Raw genomic sequence first — 14,840 nt, forward strand, 5'->3', positions numbered from 1 at the left:
TTCCGGGTGGCGGCGCTGTCGTACGGGCGGCCCGTGGTGTGGTCCTACGCCCACGGCCGGCTCAAGCTCTCCGTCCCGTCCGGCATCGGCATCGGCATCGGCCTGACGGCCATCGACCAGCTGTGAGTGGCGAGAAACCGACCGCTTTCCATGTCCTGACAGACACCGTCGACCCCGGAATTCCGGGCTCACCGGACAATGCCCGCAGGAGCCCGGGGGGCGACGGTGAATCCTTTCGGCCAAGCCTGGCTACAGTGAAGAACATGAGTTCCTCCCCCCGCTTCGACCGCGGCCACACCGACGATCTGATGGCCTTCCTGATGGCCGCCCCCTCTCCGTACCACGCCGTGGCAGCCGCCGCGGCGCGGCTGGAGAAGGCCGGGTTCCGGCAGGTGGAGGAGACCGCGGCCTGGGACGGGACCGCGGGCGGCAAGTACGTCCTGCGCGGGGGCGCGATCGTCGCCTGGTACGTGCCGGAGGGCGCCGGGGCGCACACCCCGTTCCGGATCGTCGGCGCACACACCGACTCCCCCAACCTCCGCGTGAAGCCGCTGCCGGACTCCGGCGCGTACGGCTGGCGGCAGATCGCCGTGGAGGTCTACGGCGGCACCCTGCTCAACACCTGGCTGGATCGCGACCTCGGCCTCGCCGGCCGGATCTCGCTGCGAGGGGGCACCGACCGGCTGGTCTCGATCGACCGCCCGCTGCTGCGCGTCCCGCAGCTCGCCGTGCACCTGGACCGGTCGGCCAACACCGACGGGCTGAAGCTGGACCGGCAGAAGCACATGCAGCCCATCTGGGGGCTCGGGGACGTCGAGGAGGGCGACCTCATCCGGTTCGTCGCCGACGAGGCGGGCGTCGACGCCGAGGACATCACCGGCTGGGACCTGATGCCGCACCCGGTCGAACCGCCGTCCTACCTGGGCCGCGACCGCGAACTCGTGGCCGGTCCCCGCATGGACAACCTGCTCTCGGTGCACGCGGCGACCGCCGCGCTCGCCGCCGTCGCCGGGCAGCCCGACTCCGAGCTGCCGTACATCCCGGTCATGGCCGCCTTCGACCACGAGGAGAACGGCTCGCAGTCCGACACCGGCGCGGACGGACCGCTGCTCGGCACGGTCCTGGAACGCTCGGTCTTCGCCCGCGGCGGCGGTTACGAGGACCGCGCCCGCGCCTTCGCCGGCACGGTCTGCCTCTCCTCCGACACCGGCCACGCGGTCCACCCCAACTACGCCGAGCGCCACGACCCCACGCACCACCCGGTCGTCAACGGCGGGCCGATCCTCAAGGTCAACGTCAACATGCGGTACGCGACCGACGGCAGCGGCCGCTCCGTGTTCGCGGCCGCCTGCGACAAGGCGGGCGTGCCGTGGCAGACGTTCGTCTCCAACAACGCGATGCCCTGCGGCACGACGATCGGCCCGATCACCGCGGCCCGGCACGGCATCCGGACCGTCGACATCGGCGTCGCCATCCTGTCCATGCACAGCGCGCGCGAGCTGTGCGGCGCGGACGACCCGTATCTGCTGGCGAACGCTCTGGTGGCCTTCCTGGCCGGCTGACGCCTCGTGGGGCGCCTCCGGGGACAGGCCGGCGCCTCCGGGGGCGCCTTCGCCCAACCTCCCGCCCGCGCATGCTCGTTGCCGGGCCGGGTACGCGCTCCGTACACGGCCCGGAGCTTCCGGGCCGTCGAGGAGGCGGAACTCATGGGACTCGGAGGATGCATCATCCTCATCGGCGCGGGAGCGATCCTCGCTTTCGCGACCGACTGGGAACTGGACAGTGTCAACGTCGACCTGGTCGGCTGGATCATGATGATCGTCGGCGTCATCGGCGTCTTCGTCTACGCGAGCGTCATACGGCGCCGCCGCATGCTCGTACCGCCGGCCACCACCGTCGTGTCGGACGACGAACGGCACCTGTGACCGGGCACGATCCGGCCGTACCCCGGAAACGCTCCCGCCGGATCCCCGATATTCTGGGCGCTTGCCCGTGACCCGGCACCGGGCGCGTCAGACCCGGAAGGGGAGCCGCTCGTGGAGTTCCGGCTGCTCGGCACCGTCTGTGTCGACACGCTGACCGGGCCGCTGCCCCTCGGCCCCGCCAAACGCCGCAGCCTGCTCGCGGCGCTCCTGCTGCACGCCAACACCCCGGTCTCCATGGCACGCCTGACGGACTGCCTGTGGGACGACGCCCCACCGCTGCACGCCCGCACGGTCATCCAGGGCCATGTCTCCCGGCTGCGCGCCCTGCTGATGGGCGCGGACGCGCAGGCGTACGGGGTCGAGCTGGCGACGCTCGGCGACGCGTACGTGCTGCGGGCACCGGAAACGCTGCTGGACTCCCAGCGCTTCGAGGAACTGCTCATGCTGGCCCGGGAGCAGCGCAGCCCCGCCGACACGGTGCTGATGCTGAAGGAGGCCCTGTCGCTGTGGCAGGGGCCCGCCCTCACCGGCACCTACGCGAGCGCCCCGCTCCAGGCGGCCGCGCACGCGCTGGAGGAGTCCCGGCTCTCCACGGTCGAGCACCTGGCGCGCGCCTACGGCGTCCTGGGCGAACACCACCGGGCGGCGGCCGTGCTGCGCACCGAGGCCGTCGCCCACCCGATGCGGGAGTCCCTGGCGGCGGGTCTGATGACGGCGCTGTACCGCTCGGGGCGCCAGTCGGAGGCGCTGGACTGGTTCCACCGCACCCGCCGGCTGCTCGCCGACGAACTGGGCATCGACCCGGGCCGCGAACTGGCCGACGCGTACGCGCAGATCCTGCGCGGCGAGCCGGAGGTCCCGCCGGGGGCGCTGGGGGACCTCGGGGGACCGGCCCACGTCCCGGGCGCGCCTGGGCGCCCCGGCCAGGCGCCCGGCCCGTACGCGAGCGTCGGCGGGCGGGCCGGGACCGACCCGTCACCGGCCCCGGTGACGGCCGGTGCGCCCCGCCCCGGCGGCTCGGAGCCGCCCGGCGCACCCGATGCCCTCGGCGCGGTGGCCGCCGCCCCGGCACGCTCCGGCCCCGCCGAGCCGGTGGTCCCGCCGGCGCGGGCGCACGCCACGCCCTCCCCCTACGCCGGAGGCGATCCGCACCCCGCCGATCTGCTGCCCCGCGCCCCGCGCGGCTTCCACGGGCGCACGGCCGAGCTGACCGCGCTCTCCCGGGCGGCGGCCGGTGAGGCCCCCGTGTGCCTGGTCACGGGTCCGGCCGGGGTGGGCAAGACGGCGCTGGCCCTGCACTGGGCGCGCCGGTCCCCGGCGGCCTTCCCGGACGGGCGGCTCTTCGCCGATCTGCGCGGGTTCGGCGACACCGCCGAGCCGACCCCGCTCGAAGTGCTGCGCGAGTTCCTGCTCGCGCTCGGCGTCGCGCCCCGCCGGGTACCGGAGTCGGTGACAGGCGCGGCGGCCCTGTTCCGTTCGCTGACCGACCGGCTGAGCCTTCTCGTCGTCCTCGACAACGCCCGCGACTCCGCCCAGGTCAGGCCGCTGCTGCCGGGCGGCGCGGACTGCGTCACGCTGATCACCAGCAGGAACCGGCTCGAAGGGCTCATCGCGTCGGACGCCGCCGTCCCGGTCCCGGTGGACATACTCGAACCGCCGGACGGCACGGCGCTGCTGGCCGGGGTCCTCGGTGAGGAACGGGTCCTCGCCGAACCGGTGGCCGCCCGGCGGCTCGCCGAACTCTGCGGCGGGCTGCCGCTCGCCCTGCGGGTCACGGCGGCCCGGCTGGCGGGCCGCCCGCAGTGGACGCTGGCCGCCATGGCCGGCGAACTCGACGCCGAGCACAGCCGGCTCTCCTTCCTGGACGTGGAGGACACCGGTGTCTCGGCGGCGCTGCGGCTCACCGTGCAGCAGCTCCCGCCGGACGTCGTCCACCACTTCACCCGGCTGGGCCACCACCCGGGCAACCACTTCGACCCGTATACCGCGGCCGCGCTCGCCGGCAGCGACCCGGTGACCGCGGGGGCCGCGCTGGACCGGCTCGCCGCCGCCCATCTGGTCACGGAGGCGGGCCCCGGGCGCTGGATGCTGCACGATCTGGTGCGGCTGTACGCACGCGGGCTCGACCCGGCGGCCGGCCCGGACGCGCTCCTCGGTGTGCTCGACCACTACATCGCGACCGCGCTCGCCGCCGCCGACACGGCCGAGCCGGGCGGCGAGCCCTGCTTCGTGCTGCCCGACGGCTACCGCCGACCGGCCGCGACACGGGACTTCACGGACCGGGCCTCGGCCATGAGCTGGCTGGCGGCGGAGCGCGAGGACCTGACCCTGGCCGCCGCGGCCGGCCGGGCCGCCGGGCTCGACGACCGCGTGTGGCGGATCATCCTGCTGCAATGGCCGCACGTGGTGTGGCGGGTACGGGACGGCTGGGCCCCGATGCTGGAACTGGCCCTCGCGGCGGCCGTCGCGCTCGCGGACCCGTACGCCGAGTCCCGGGTCCGCAATCTGCTGGGCTGGGTCCTGTCGGAGGAGGGCCGCACCGGCGAGGCCGTCGCCCTGCTGGAGCCGTCGCCCGGCCTGGCCCGGCAGGCGGCGGACCGGCTCGGCGAGGCGACCGCACTGATCAACCTGGCCATCGTGCACGCCGAACAGGGCGGCCTGGATCTGGCGATGGAGGGCTGCGCCCAGGCCCTGGAGCTGGCCCGCGAGGAGGCAGACGCCCATACGGAGATGCTCGCCCTCCAGCACCTGGCCCGGATGCAGCTCGCGGCCGGGCGCCCGCAGGACGCCCTGGACTCCGCCCGCACCGCCTTCGACCTGGGGCCCGAGCACGAGGAGGCGGCGCGCCGGGTGCTGCTGCTGACGGTCAGCGGCGAGGCCCGCCTCGCCCTCGGCGCGGAGGACGAGGGGATACGGCTCCTGGACCGGGCGGCCACCGAGGCTGAGCAGGCGGGTTACGACGAGGGCGCGGTGCGGGCCCTGGAGGCGCTGCTGCGGGTGACGGCGGCCCCGGACTACGTGCGGCGCCGCGAGGAGGCGGTCCGCCGCCTCGCCGACGACTGACGCGGGAGGGGAGCGCCGCCGCCCGCCCGCGTCAGTCGTCTCAGCCCCGCGCGGGGAGCGCCGCCGCCCGCCCGCGTCCGGTGTCTCAGCCCTGCGCGGGGAGCGCCGCTACCCGCCCTCGTCCGGCGTCTCAGCCCCGCGCGGCCTCGTCGTCCATACCGGCGAGCACCAGCGGCAGCCGGGCGGTCCCGCCGGGTGCGACGCGGACGGGGACACCCCAGTCCTGCTGGTGGACATGGCAGGCCGGGTACTCGTTCGCCGGGTCGTCGTCGCAGGACGCGGCCATCGCGGAGACGTGCAGGACGCCCTCGGTGACGCCGTCGGCGAGGACCAGGTCGCGGAAGAGGTCGGTGCCGGCGCCCTCGCCGCCGGCCAGCAGTTCGGGCGGGGTCGAGGAGACCAGCAGCCGGGTCGAGGGCCCGTAGCGGGTGTCGAGCTTCTGACCGGCGGGCGCCTGGAAGACGACGTCGAGCCGGAGGGCGCCGGGGGCGATCTCGGTGGCCGCACGCTGAGTGCGGTGGGCCTGCTCGGCGACGCGTACCGCCTCTTCGGGCAGCCGCAGCCGGGTCAGCCGGTGCCGTGCGGATTCCACGACCACCAGGTCTCCGTCGACCAGCACCGCGTCGCTGGGTTCCCGCAGATCCGTGGCCAGCGTGCTGACCTCACCGCTCGCCGGGTCGTAGCGGCGCAGGGCGTGGTTGTAGGTGTCGCAGACGGCGACGGACCCGTCGGGCAGCGCGGTGACGCCCAGCGGGTGCTGGAGCAGGGCCTGCGCGGCGGCGCCGTCGCGGTGGCCGAAGTCGAAGAGTCCGGTGCCGACGGCGGTGTGGACGGCGCCCTCCCGGTCGACGTAGCGCAGCGCGGAGGTCTCCGAGTCGGCGACCCACAGCCGCTCGTCGGTGGCCGCGAGCCCGGACGGCTGGGCGAACCACGCCTCCGCGCCCGGCCCGTCGACCAGGCCCTCGTTGGTGGTCCCGGCCGCGACCCGTACGGTGCCGTCCTCGGGGTCGTACGTCCACAGCTGGTGGACGCCGGCCATGGCGATCCAGAGCCGGCCGTCGAACCAGGCGACGTCCCACGGCGAGGACAGGTCCACCTCGCGGGCAGCGCCGCTGGTGGCCGCTCCCTGCCACCACTGGCGGCCGGTGCCGGCGAGGGTGGTGGTCGTCCCGGCCGTCAGGTCGAGCGCGCGGATGGCGTGGTTGACCGTGTCGGCGACGGCGATCCGCCCGTCGGGCAGCGTGGCGAGCCCCTGCGGCTCGCTGAAGGCGACCTCGTCGGGCCCGCCGTCGGTGAATCCGCGCTCACCGGTCCCGAAGTGCCGGCGCACGCTCTCGCCGTCCGCGTCCAGCTCGACCAGCCGGTGCCGGGTGGTGTCGGAGACCAGGAAGCCGCCGTCCGGCAGCAGCAGTGCCTTGCCGGGGAACCGCAGATGCGTGGCCACCGGCTCCGGCGCCACGTACGGCCCGTCGCCGCGCCGCAGGGTCCCCTTGGCCGCGTGTTCCGCCTCCAGCTCCTCGACCAGCTTCTCGATGGCGTGGGCGTGGCCCTCACCGGCGTGCTGGGCGACGACATAGCCCTCGGGGTCGATGACGACGAGCGTGGGCCAGGCGCGTACGGCGTACTGCTTCCAGGTGGCCAGCTCCGGGTCGTCGAGCACCGGGTGGTGGACCCCGTACCGCTCGACGGCGTCCACGACGGCCTGGTGCTCCGCCTCGTGGACGAACTTCGGGGAGTGCACGCCGATGATCACGACAGTGTCGCGGTGCTTCTCCTCCAGCTCGCGCAGCTCGTCCAGGACATGCAGACAGTTCACACAGCAGAAGGTCCAGAAATCCAGGATCACTATGCGTCCTCGCAGGTCAGCGAGGGTGTACTGCCGGTCTCCTGTATTGAGCCAGCCGCCCTTGCCGATGAGTTCGGGGGCCCTGACGCGCGCACGTGTTGCCATGTGAACAGTCAACATCACCGTGGCGTCCCCGCATTCCACAGGCCCCTCGGGGAACCTGTGGGACATGAGACTTCTCGTACGTGAGCGGATTTTCGGCATCGGCGACGACTACTGGATCGAGGACGCGGACGGCCACAAGGTCTTCCTGGTCGACGGCAAGGCCATGCGGCTGCGCGACACCTTCGAGCTGAAGGACGCGCAGGGCCGCGTCGTCGTGGAGATCCGCCAGAAGCTGATCAGCCTGCGCGACACGATGCTGATCGAGCGGGACGGTGAGCACCTCGCCAAGATCAAGCGGAAGCGGCTGTCGCTGCTGCGCAACCACTACCGCGTGACCCTGGAGGACGGCACCGAGCTGGACGTCAGCGGCAAGATCCTGGACCGCGAGTTCGCGGTGGACTACGAGGGGGAGCTGCTGGCCCAGATCTCCCGTCGCTGGCTGACCGTCCGCGACACCTACGGGATCGACATCGTGCGGGAGGACGCCGACCCGGCGCTGCTGATCGCCGTGGCGGTGTGCGTGATCGTGCTCGCGGAGAAGGAGCACGAGAACTGATCGCGCGGGTCGGTCACGGCTGAGGGGGCTCTGTTTCACGTGAAACAGAGCCCCCTCACATCTGCCGGATCTTCGGCGCGGCCAGGCCCAGGCGCCGGTCCTTGAGGGCCGGGAACTGCTCCCGGGTCGCGGCGACCTTGGCCGGGTCGAACTCCACGGTCAGCACCTCCTCGTCCGCGCCCGCCTCGGCGAGAACCTCGCCCCAGGGGTCGACGACGACGCTGTGCCCGGCCTGCTGGACGCCGGCGTGGGTGCCGGCGGAGCCGACGGCCAGGACGTACGCCTGGTTCTCGACGGCGCGGGCGCGGGCGAGCAGGCTCCAGTGGGCGCGGCGGCGCTCCGGCCAGCCGGCCGCGACGACCAGGGTCTCGGCACCCGCGTCGACCAGGCCCCGGAACATCTCGGGAAAGCGGAGGTCGTAGCAGGTGGCGAGGCCGAGGGTGGTCCGCGGAAGGGAGACGGTCACCAGCTCCTCGCCGGCGCCCATCATGACCGCCTCGCCCCGATCGAAGCCGAAGCGGTGGATCTTGCGGTAGGCGGCGGCCCGTTCGCCCTCGGGCGTGAAGACGAGCGTGGTGTTGTAGAGGGCGCCGTCATCGGCCCGTTCCACGAAGGAGCCGGCGTGCAGCCAGACGCCGGCACCGGCGGCCGCCTCGGCCATGACCGCGTGCGTCGGGCCCGTCAGGGGTTCGGCCTCGTCCTCGAACGACGTGTAGGCGAAGGCCCCCACCGGCCACAGCTCGGGAAGCACCACCAGATCCGCGCCCCGCTGCGCCGCGACCAGGGAGGCGGCGCGTTCCCGGCGGGAATCGACGGGTTCGTCCGGGTCTACTGCGATCTGGATGAGGGAGGCGCGCACACTACCACCGTCCTGGCATTCGAGCCGTCAACACGGGCCTACGATCGTCACACGAAAGCACTGCCGGGGTGCCTGCTCGCAGCGTAACTTAGCCACCAAGGCTCATCGCCGCTCACAGCCCGCAGCCCGACCGTCCGCGCCCAGTTCTCCAGCCCATGCACCGCAGAACCGCACGAGGGGTCCCGTGACCGTCCATCCCAGCCTCCAGACCTACGCCGACGCCTGGACCCACTCCATCGAGTCGATAGCCGAGCTGGTGAGCCCGCTCACCGAGGCGGAGTGGAACGGCCGTACTCCCTGCCCCAACTGGTCGGTGCGCGACATCGTCTCGCACATCATCGGTATGGAGTGCGAGCAGCTCGGCGACCCGCGTCCGATCCACACCCTGCCGCGCGACCTCTTCCATGTGCAGAGCGACTTCGCCCGCTACATGGAGATGCAGGTCGACGTCAGGCGCCACCACACCGCACCGGAGATGACCTCCGAGCTGGAGTACACGATCATTCGCCGGTCCCGGCAGCTGCGCAACGAGTCACGTGACCCGGAGACCATGACGCGGGCCCCGCTGGGCGCCGAGCAGACCCTTGAAACGGCGTTGCGCATGCGCGCGTTCGACGTCTGGGTGCACGAGCAGGACCTGCGCACGACGCTGGGCAAGCCCGGCAACCTGGACTCCCCCGGTGCCGCCATCACCCGGGACACCCTGCTGATGGGGCTGCCGAAGGTGGTGGCCGCGAGCGCCGGCGCCCCGCCCAACTCGGCGGTGGTGCTGGACGTGCACGGTCCGGTGGAGTTCCTGCGCACGGTACGGGTCGACGCCGAGGGCCGCGGTTCGGTGGACGGCTCCCCGTCGCTCGGCCCGGCCGCGACGCTGTCGATGGACTGGGAGACGTACGTCCGGCTGGCCTGCGGGCGGGTACGGCCGAACGCGGTCGCGGACCGGATCAAGACCGAGGGCGACCAGGACCTGGCCGACGCCATCCTCCAGCACTTCGCGGTCACCCCGTAGCGCGCAGCCGTACCCGGCAACAGCGGCGCCCGCCCCCGCGGAGGGGGACGGGCGCGCCGCTGTGTCCGGGGTGATCCGGGCGGGTCAGGCAGGGACGTGCACGGCCTCCACGCGGCTGATCACGTGGTGCTCCCGCTCCCGGTGCGCGGCCTTGAGTCGCAGCCGCAGGATCTGGGCGACCCCCAGCGACTCCAGGACGAAGACCGAGGCGAACGCAACGCGGTAGTTGTCGCCGGTCGCGTCCAGCAGCACACCGACGGCCAGCAGCGTGGTCATCGAGGCGACGAAACCGCCCATGTTGACGATGCCGGACGCGGTGCCCTGGCGCTCGGGCGGGTTGGCCGGGCGGGAGAAGTCGAAGCCGATCATCGAGGCGGGCCCGCAGGCGCCGAGCACTACGCACAACACGACCAGCAGCCACATCGGCGCGTGGTGCCCCGGGTGGAAGATGACCGACGCCCACAGCGTGGCCGTCGTGCCGACCGTGCCCAGCGCGAGGGGGATGCGGGCCGCGTGGTGACGGGCGATGACCTGCCCGTAGACGAGCCCGACTGCCATGTTGGAGAGCACCACCAGGGTCAGCAGCTCTCCGGCGGTCCCCCGGCTCAGCCCCTGGTCCTCGACCAGGAACGGCATGCCCCACAGCAGCAGGAACACCATGGCCGGGAACTGCGTCGTGAAGTGCACCCACATCCCGAGCCGGGTGCCGGGCTCCCGCCAGGCGGCGGCGATCTGCTTGCGTACGTACGCCCCGCCCGCGTGCTGGACCGGCGGCGGCTCGTGGCCCTCGGGGTGGTCCTTCAGGAAGAGCAGGAGCAGCACCAGCACCACGACCCCGGCCAGCGAGCTGCCGACGAAGGTGGTGGTCCAGCCGAAGCCGTGCAGGGCGCGGGCGATGACCAGCGTCGAGACGAGGTTGCCCGCCATGCCGAAGAGGGCGGCGACCTGCCCGATCATGGGGCCGCGCCGGGCGGGGAACCAGCGCGTGCCCAGCCGCAGCACACTGATGAACGTCATCGCGTCGCCGCAGCCCAGCAGCGCGCGCGAGCCGAGCGCGGTGCCGTACGAGGGGGAGAGTGCGAAGCCGAGCTGGCCGAGCGTGAACAGGACGGCCCCGAGCGCGAGGACCTTCTTGGTGCCGAGCCGGTCGACCATCAGGCCGACGGGTATCTGCATGCCCGCGTAGACCAGGAGCTGGAGGATGGAGAAGGTGGAGAGCGCCGAGGCGTTGACGTCGAACCGGTCGGCGGCGTCGAGCCCGGCGACGCCGAGGCTGGTGCGGAAGATGATGGCGACGAAGTAGACGGCGACGCCGATGCCCCAGACCCGGGCGGCACGCCGGCCGCCGGGCGGGTCACCGGGCACGGGCAGGGTGGGCGCGGCGGCGGAACTCACCGGTCCTCACCCCTGACCAGCACCTTGACCCGGCTGACGTGACGGCGCACGACCTGTGCGGCGCCTTCCGCGTCACCGGCCCTGATCGCCTCCAGCAGCTCGCTGTGCTCCGCGATGTTGGCGGCGATCCTGCCGGGGTGGGCCTCCATGACGGCGACGCCCATCCGCAACTGGCGGTCGCGCAGCTGGTCGTAGAGGCGGGACAGGATCTCGTTGCCCGCGTGGCGGACGATCTCGGCGTGGAAGCAGCGGTCCTTCACGGAGACGGCGGCCAGATCACCGGCCTCGGAGAGCTGCCGCTGCTCTTCCAAGAGCCCTTCCAGACGGCTGATGAGCTGGGCGGAGGCGGGCACGGCCTTGCGTGCGGCGAACTCCTCGACGAGCAGCCGGGTCTCCACCACGTCCGCGATCTCCTGGGCGGAGACGGCGAGGACCAGGGCGCCCTTCTTGGGGTAGAGCTTGATCAGCCCCTCGACCTCCAGCCGCAGCAGCGCCTCGCGCACCGGGGTGCGCGAGACCCCCACGGCCTCCGCGAGACTGCCTTCGGTCAGCAGCGTGCCGCCTTCGTAACGGCGGTCCAGGACCGCGTCCTTGACGTGCGTGTAGACGCGCTCGGCGGCCGGGGGCCGCTTCACGGGCGGGCGTGCGGGGGCGGGGGACGTGGAGGGTGCGGGGGCAGGCATGCACACAGCATAGATACAACATGCACGCAACCGTCCGCCCGTCCACGATGTGAGCCGCCGCGGGCCCGGGGTCCGGGACCGCTCAGGGGCCGCCGCGGGCCCGGGGTCCGGGACGCGAGGAGCCGCCGCGGGCCCGAGGATCGGGACCGCCAGGGCCCTCCGCAGGGCCGGGGCCCCCGGACCTTCCCCGGACCGCCACGGGCCACCGCGGGCCCGAGGTCCCGGACCGCCACGGGCCCACGCGCGGCCGGGACCAGGCGCGACCTCGGGAGCAGGCGCGACCTCGGCAGCAGGCGCGACCTCGGCAGCAGGCGCGACCTCGGGAGCAGGCGCGGACCGGGCCGCCCCGGCCGGGCGACCCCCGGGCGCCCGTCCTACGCGGGCGGCGTGTCGTCCCCCACCAGCCGGAGCACGGGGCGCTGGGGCGCGAACTCGCCCAGTCCGAGCGCCGCCTCGCGCCAGTGCGCGGCCAGTTCGAGCAGGCGCTCGTCGTCCTGCTGGTAGGCGGGCGGCGGCACATCCGGCACGGTTCGCCACAGGATCGTCGCGGCGAACCGCACCGCGTGCAGGGCGGCCGTCGTATGCGCCTCGACCCCGTCATCCCCCAGTTGCCGCAACGCCTCCAGGCGCTCCGCGACGGCGAGAAGCTCGCCGTACGCCCTGACGGACTCCTGCGCACGCACGACATCGTCCACGGTTACCTCCGGCCTCTGGGGCGCTCGGCGCACCTGTCGCTGCGGTACGTCGGGCCGGCTCGCCGATCCCCGTGCCGGACCTCCCGCACAGGGCCTCGGATGTGAGGCCGATGGTAGCCCCTGGCCACCGAGCCCGATCGCCGCTCGGCCGCCACGGCCCTGCTCGCGGCGTCCGGATGTCGTAAAAAATCACCCCGTCGTGGGCCACAACCAAGGAGTGCGGTCATCCGTCTTACCAGCGCAGCGGCACCCTCATGTGGCCGCATTCCAGGGGCATTTGGAGCGTTTAAGTTGAAACTCGGCATTAAGGGCATAAGGCGCGCTTCTGCGACCGCCACGGTCGCCCTCACGGCGGGCGCCCTCCTCGCGGGCGGCGCGTTCGCCTCCACCGCACACGCCGCCACGCCGAAGCCGCCCTCGATCGTCGCCAAGGGCGGCTTCGTGATGAACAACGGCACCGGAAAGACCCTGTTCACCAAGGCCGCGGACACCCGTCGCTCCACCGGTTCCACCACGAAGATCATGACCGCCCGTGTGGTGCTGGCCCAGAAGGGCCTGAACCTGGACTCCAAGGTCACGATCCAGAAGGCGTACAGCGACTACATCGTCTCCAAGGGCGCGTCCTCGGCCCGTCTGATCGTCGGCGACAAGGTCACCGTCCGTCAGCTGCTGTACGGCCTGATGCTGCCCTCGGGCTGCGACGCGGCGTACGCCCTGGCCGACAAGTTCGGCTCCGGCAAGACGCGCGCGGCGCGGGTGAAGTCGTTCATCGGCAAGATGAACAGCACCGCGAAGACGCTCGGCCTCAAGAACACCCACTTCGACTCGTTCGACGGCATAGGGAACGGGTCCAACTACTCGACCCCGCGCGACCTGACGAAGCTCGCGAGCAGTGCGATGAAGTACTCCACGTTCCGCACGGTCGTGAAGACCAAGTCGACGAAGCAGAAGGTCACGACGAAGAGCGGCGGCTACCGCTACATGTCGTGGACGAACACGAACAAGCTGCTCGGCTCGTACAGCGGCACGATCGGCGTGAAGACGGGTTCGGGCCCGGCGGCCAAGTACTGCCTGGTCTTCGCCGCGACCCGCAAGGGCAAGACGGTGATCGGCACGGTCCTGACCTCGTCGTCCGAGGCGAACCGCACGGCGGACGCGAAGAAGCTGATGGACTACGGCTTCAAGAAGTAAGCCGACAAGTCCGGTTGTACGAGGAGCGGGCCCCGCACGCGACAGCGTGCGGGGCCCCTTTGGTCCCGAAGCAGCCCCGCCCTTCCCGTCCATCGTTACCCCGCACCCCAGCCCTCCTCGCAGTCCTCGCGATCACCACGACCTTGCCGGCCGGGCGCCTTGGAGGCCGGAGAAAAAACGGTGGAACGGCCCCGCCGCCCCCGGCTACCTTGCTGCCGGGCCGGCCATCCGTGGCATGTGGGCCCGCCGCCCCCGCCGTCCATGAAAGGGCGTCCGTTGTACATCGCGTGAGACCTCCCCACTGCTGATCTGTCGCGCGTCGCACCTGTGCGCCGCGCTGCTTCCCGCTGCGGATTTCTCACACTGAAACCGGTGTACTCCTGTGCTCATCCATTGGGCCGTCATGCCCACACGCCTGCCCGTCGTCCTGCGCCGCTGCCACACGTGCGCGTCCGGAAGCTTCCGCGCGAACGGCAAATTCCGCGTCAACGCCCACCACAAGCTGCTCGACGCCTGGCTCCTCGCGCTCTGCACGGGGTGCGGGGACACCACGAAGCTCACGGTCCTGGAGCGGGCGCACGTCCGCTCCGTACAGCCTGAGCTGCTGGACCGTATGCACGCCAACGATCCGGCCCTGGCGGCCGAGCTGCTTCAGGACCCGGTCGTGCGGCGGCGCAACCGCGTGGCCCTCGACTGGACCGGCGCCTGGCGCCTGGACACCGGGGGCCAGGACCATCCGGACCGCGAGGTGATCGACGTATCGGTCACCTTCGGGGCCCGGATACCGGTACGGCCGCTGCGTCTGATCGCGGACGGCTGCGGCCTCTCGCGGACGGAGACGGAACGCCTGCTGTCGGAGGGCAAAATCGTCTCCACCGCCCGCCTGACCGGCAGACTCACGGGCGACTTCGGCTTCCTGCTGAAGCGGTGAGGGGCGGCCGGGGGCGGGGGGTGAACGGCGCGCCCGTCCCCGGCCGGCTCAGCCCTCAGTGCGCGGCGACCCGCACGACGAGCCCGATCGCGGCCGCCAGCAACTCCCGTTCCTCGTCGCTCAATTCCGCGTCGATGGCGCGGGCGAGCCAGTCGGCCCGCCGCTCCCGCTCCTCCTCCAGGAGCGCGCGCCCGGCGTCCGACAGCTCGACCAGGCTCTTGCGCCCGTCGGTCGGGTGAGCGCGGCGCGTGATGAGCCCCTGCTCCATGAGCAGCCCGACGGCACGCGCCATGGACTGCGGACGCACCCGCTGACCTGCGGCGAGTTCGCTGGTGGTCATGGCGCCGTTGCGGTCCAGCTCGCCGAGGACGGCCACCTGGCCGAGCGGCATCTGGTCCTCAAGCTTCACGCGGCGGGTGAGCTTGCCCATCGCTGTGCGCAGCTCGGCGGCGATGGAGGCGGATTCCGGGAGGGGCATACCGCACTTTATCCCGGGGCGGAAACAGAACAGCAGACTGCACAGCAGAGCTGTTCAGCCCAACTAAACAGCCTCACTGAACAGCATTGCTGTAGAGTTGTCCC

Annotated in this window: 13 protein-coding genes; 7 read left to right on the top strand and 6 right to left on the bottom strand. The window is 72.6% G+C overall.

The genetic code is table 11. The features are described from left to right. Window positions 1-263 precede the first annotated feature (263 nt). From B082_RS0121050 to B082_RS0121060, 3 genes are all read left to right on the top strand, one after another. Window positions 264-1,562, top strand: coding sequence for a M18 family aminopeptidase (locus tag B082_RS0121050; protein WP_018553794.1), 1,299 nt, complete (start codon window positions 264-266; stop codon window positions 1,560-1,562). Window positions 1,563-1,706: 144 nt separating this feature from the next. Next, window positions 1,707-1,925, top strand: a complete 219-nt coding sequence (locus B082_RS0121055; protein ID WP_018553795.1) for a DUF6458 family protein — start codon at window positions 1,707-1,709, stop codon at window positions 1,923-1,925. A 111-nt stretch (window positions 1,926-2,036) separates the two neighbouring features. Next, window positions 2,037-4,988 carry an AfsR/SARP family transcriptional regulator gene (locus tag B082_RS0121060; RefSeq protein ID WP_018553796.1) on the top strand — a complete coding sequence of 984 codons (2,952 nt, stop codon included), beginning with the start codon at window positions 2,037-2,039 and terminating at the stop codon, window positions 4,986-4,988. 130 nt (window positions 4,989-5,118) lie between these two features. Here the strand turns inward: B082_RS0121060 and B082_RS0121065 are convergent, their stop codons facing one another. Further along, window positions 5,119-6,939: an NHL domain-containing thioredoxin family protein gene (locus tag B082_RS0121065; RefSeq protein WP_026250016.1), complete on the bottom strand. Its 1,821-nt coding sequence runs from the start codon at window positions 6,937-6,939 to the stop codon at window positions 5,119-5,121. 64 nt (window positions 6,940-7,003) lie between these two features. Here B082_RS0121065 and B082_RS0121070 point away from each other — a divergent pair, with 64 nt between their 5' ends. Next, the gene (locus tag B082_RS0121070; RefSeq protein WP_018553798.1) at window positions 7,004-7,495 is read left to right on the top strand and encodes an LURP-one-related/scramblase family protein; all 492 of its coding nucleotides are present in this window, start codon (window positions 7,004-7,006) and stop codon (window positions 7,493-7,495) included. A gap of 55 nt (window positions 7,496-7,550) precedes the next feature. Here B082_RS0121070 and B082_RS0121075 read toward each other — a convergent pair whose 3' ends face one another. Beyond that, a complete protein-coding gene (locus B082_RS0121075) occupies window positions 7,551-8,354 on the bottom strand; it encodes a carbon-nitrogen family hydrolase (RefSeq protein ID WP_018553799.1) in 804 nt (267 codons plus the stop codon). 184 nt (window positions 8,355-8,538) lie between these two features. Here B082_RS0121075 and B082_RS0121080 point away from each other — a divergent pair, with 184 nt between their 5' ends. After that, entirely contained in the window at window positions 8,539-9,363 is an 825-nt protein-coding gene (locus tag B082_RS0121080; protein WP_018553800.1) for a maleylpyruvate isomerase family mycothiol-dependent enzyme, read from the top strand. A gap of 84 nt (window positions 9,364-9,447) precedes the next feature. On the opposite strand, the gene B082_RS0121085 is transcribed toward B082_RS0121080, so the two are convergent. The 3 genes from B082_RS0121085 to B082_RS0121095 all read right to left on the bottom strand — a co-directional run bounded on the left by B082_RS0121085 (window position 9,448) and on the right by B082_RS0121095 (window position 12,136). Further along, the gene (locus B082_RS0121085) at window positions 9,448-10,758 is read right to left on the bottom strand and encodes an MFS transporter (protein ID WP_018553801.1); all 1,311 of its coding nucleotides are present in this window, start codon (window positions 10,756-10,758) and stop codon (window positions 9,448-9,450) included. After that, entirely contained in the window at window positions 10,755-11,441 is a 687-nt protein-coding gene (locus tag B082_RS0121090; protein ID WP_026250017.1) for a GntR family transcriptional regulator, read from the bottom strand. Before B082_RS0121090 ends, B082_RS0121085 begins: the two co-directional genes overlap by 4 nt. Before the next feature lie 374 nt (window positions 11,442-11,815). Then, window positions 11,816-12,136: a hypothetical protein gene (locus B082_RS0121095; protein WP_018553803.1), complete on the bottom strand. Its 321-nt coding sequence runs from the start codon at window positions 12,134-12,136 to the stop codon at window positions 11,816-11,818. A 291-nt stretch (window positions 12,137-12,427) separates the two neighbouring features. Between B082_RS0121095 and B082_RS0121100 the strand changes: the two genes are divergently transcribed. After that, a complete protein-coding gene (locus B082_RS0121100; RefSeq protein WP_018553804.1) occupies window positions 12,428-13,327 on the top strand; it encodes a D-alanyl-D-alanine carboxypeptidase family protein in 900 nt (299 codons plus the stop codon). A gap of 382 nt (window positions 13,328-13,709) precedes the next feature. Then, complete coding sequence (locus tag B082_RS0121105; protein ID WP_018553805.1) at window positions 13,710-14,258, top strand: DUF1062 domain-containing protein; 549 nt, start codon at window positions 13,710-13,712, stop codon at window positions 14,256-14,258. A gap of 55 nt (window positions 14,259-14,313) precedes the next feature. Here B082_RS0121105 and B082_RS0121110 read toward each other — a convergent pair whose 3' ends face one another. Continuing rightward, complete coding sequence (locus B082_RS0121110; RefSeq protein WP_018553806.1) at window positions 14,314-14,736, bottom strand: MarR family winged helix-turn-helix transcriptional regulator; 423 nt, start codon at window positions 14,734-14,736, stop codon at window positions 14,314-14,316. Between the last annotated feature and the right edge of the window lie 104 nt (window positions 14,737-14,840).

Origin of the sequence: Streptomyces sp. ATexAB-D23 (assembly GCF_000373645.1) — a bacterium.
Taxonomy (GTDB): Bacteria; Actinomycetota; Actinomycetes; order Streptomycetales; family Streptomycetaceae; genus Streptomyces; species Streptomyces castrisilvae.

Bases quoted from the DNA above. Each gene is read 5' to 3' on its own strand.
- B082_RS0121050 (WP_018553794.1), top strand. From the start codon at position 264: ATGAGTTCCTCCCCCCGCTTCGACCGCGGCCACACCGACGATCTGATG.
- B082_RS0121055 (WP_018553795.1), top strand. From the start codon at position 1,707: ATGGGACTCGGAGGATGCATCATCCTCATCGGCGCGGGAGCGATCCTC.
- B082_RS0121065 (WP_026250016.1), bottom strand. From the start codon at position 6,939: ATGGCAACACGTGCGCGCGTCAGGGCCCCCGAACTCATCGGCAAGGGC.
- B082_RS0121070 (WP_018553798.1), top strand. From the start codon at position 7,004: ATGAGACTTCTCGTACGTGAGCGGATTTTCGGCATCGGCGACGACTAC.
- B082_RS0121090 (WP_026250017.1), bottom strand. From the start codon at position 11,441: ATGCCTGCCCCCGCACCCTCCACGTCCCCCGCCCCCGCACGCCCGCCC.
- B082_RS0121110 (WP_018553806.1), bottom strand. From the start codon at position 14,736: ATGCCCCTCCCGGAATCCGCCTCCATCGCCGCCGAGCTGCGCACAGCG.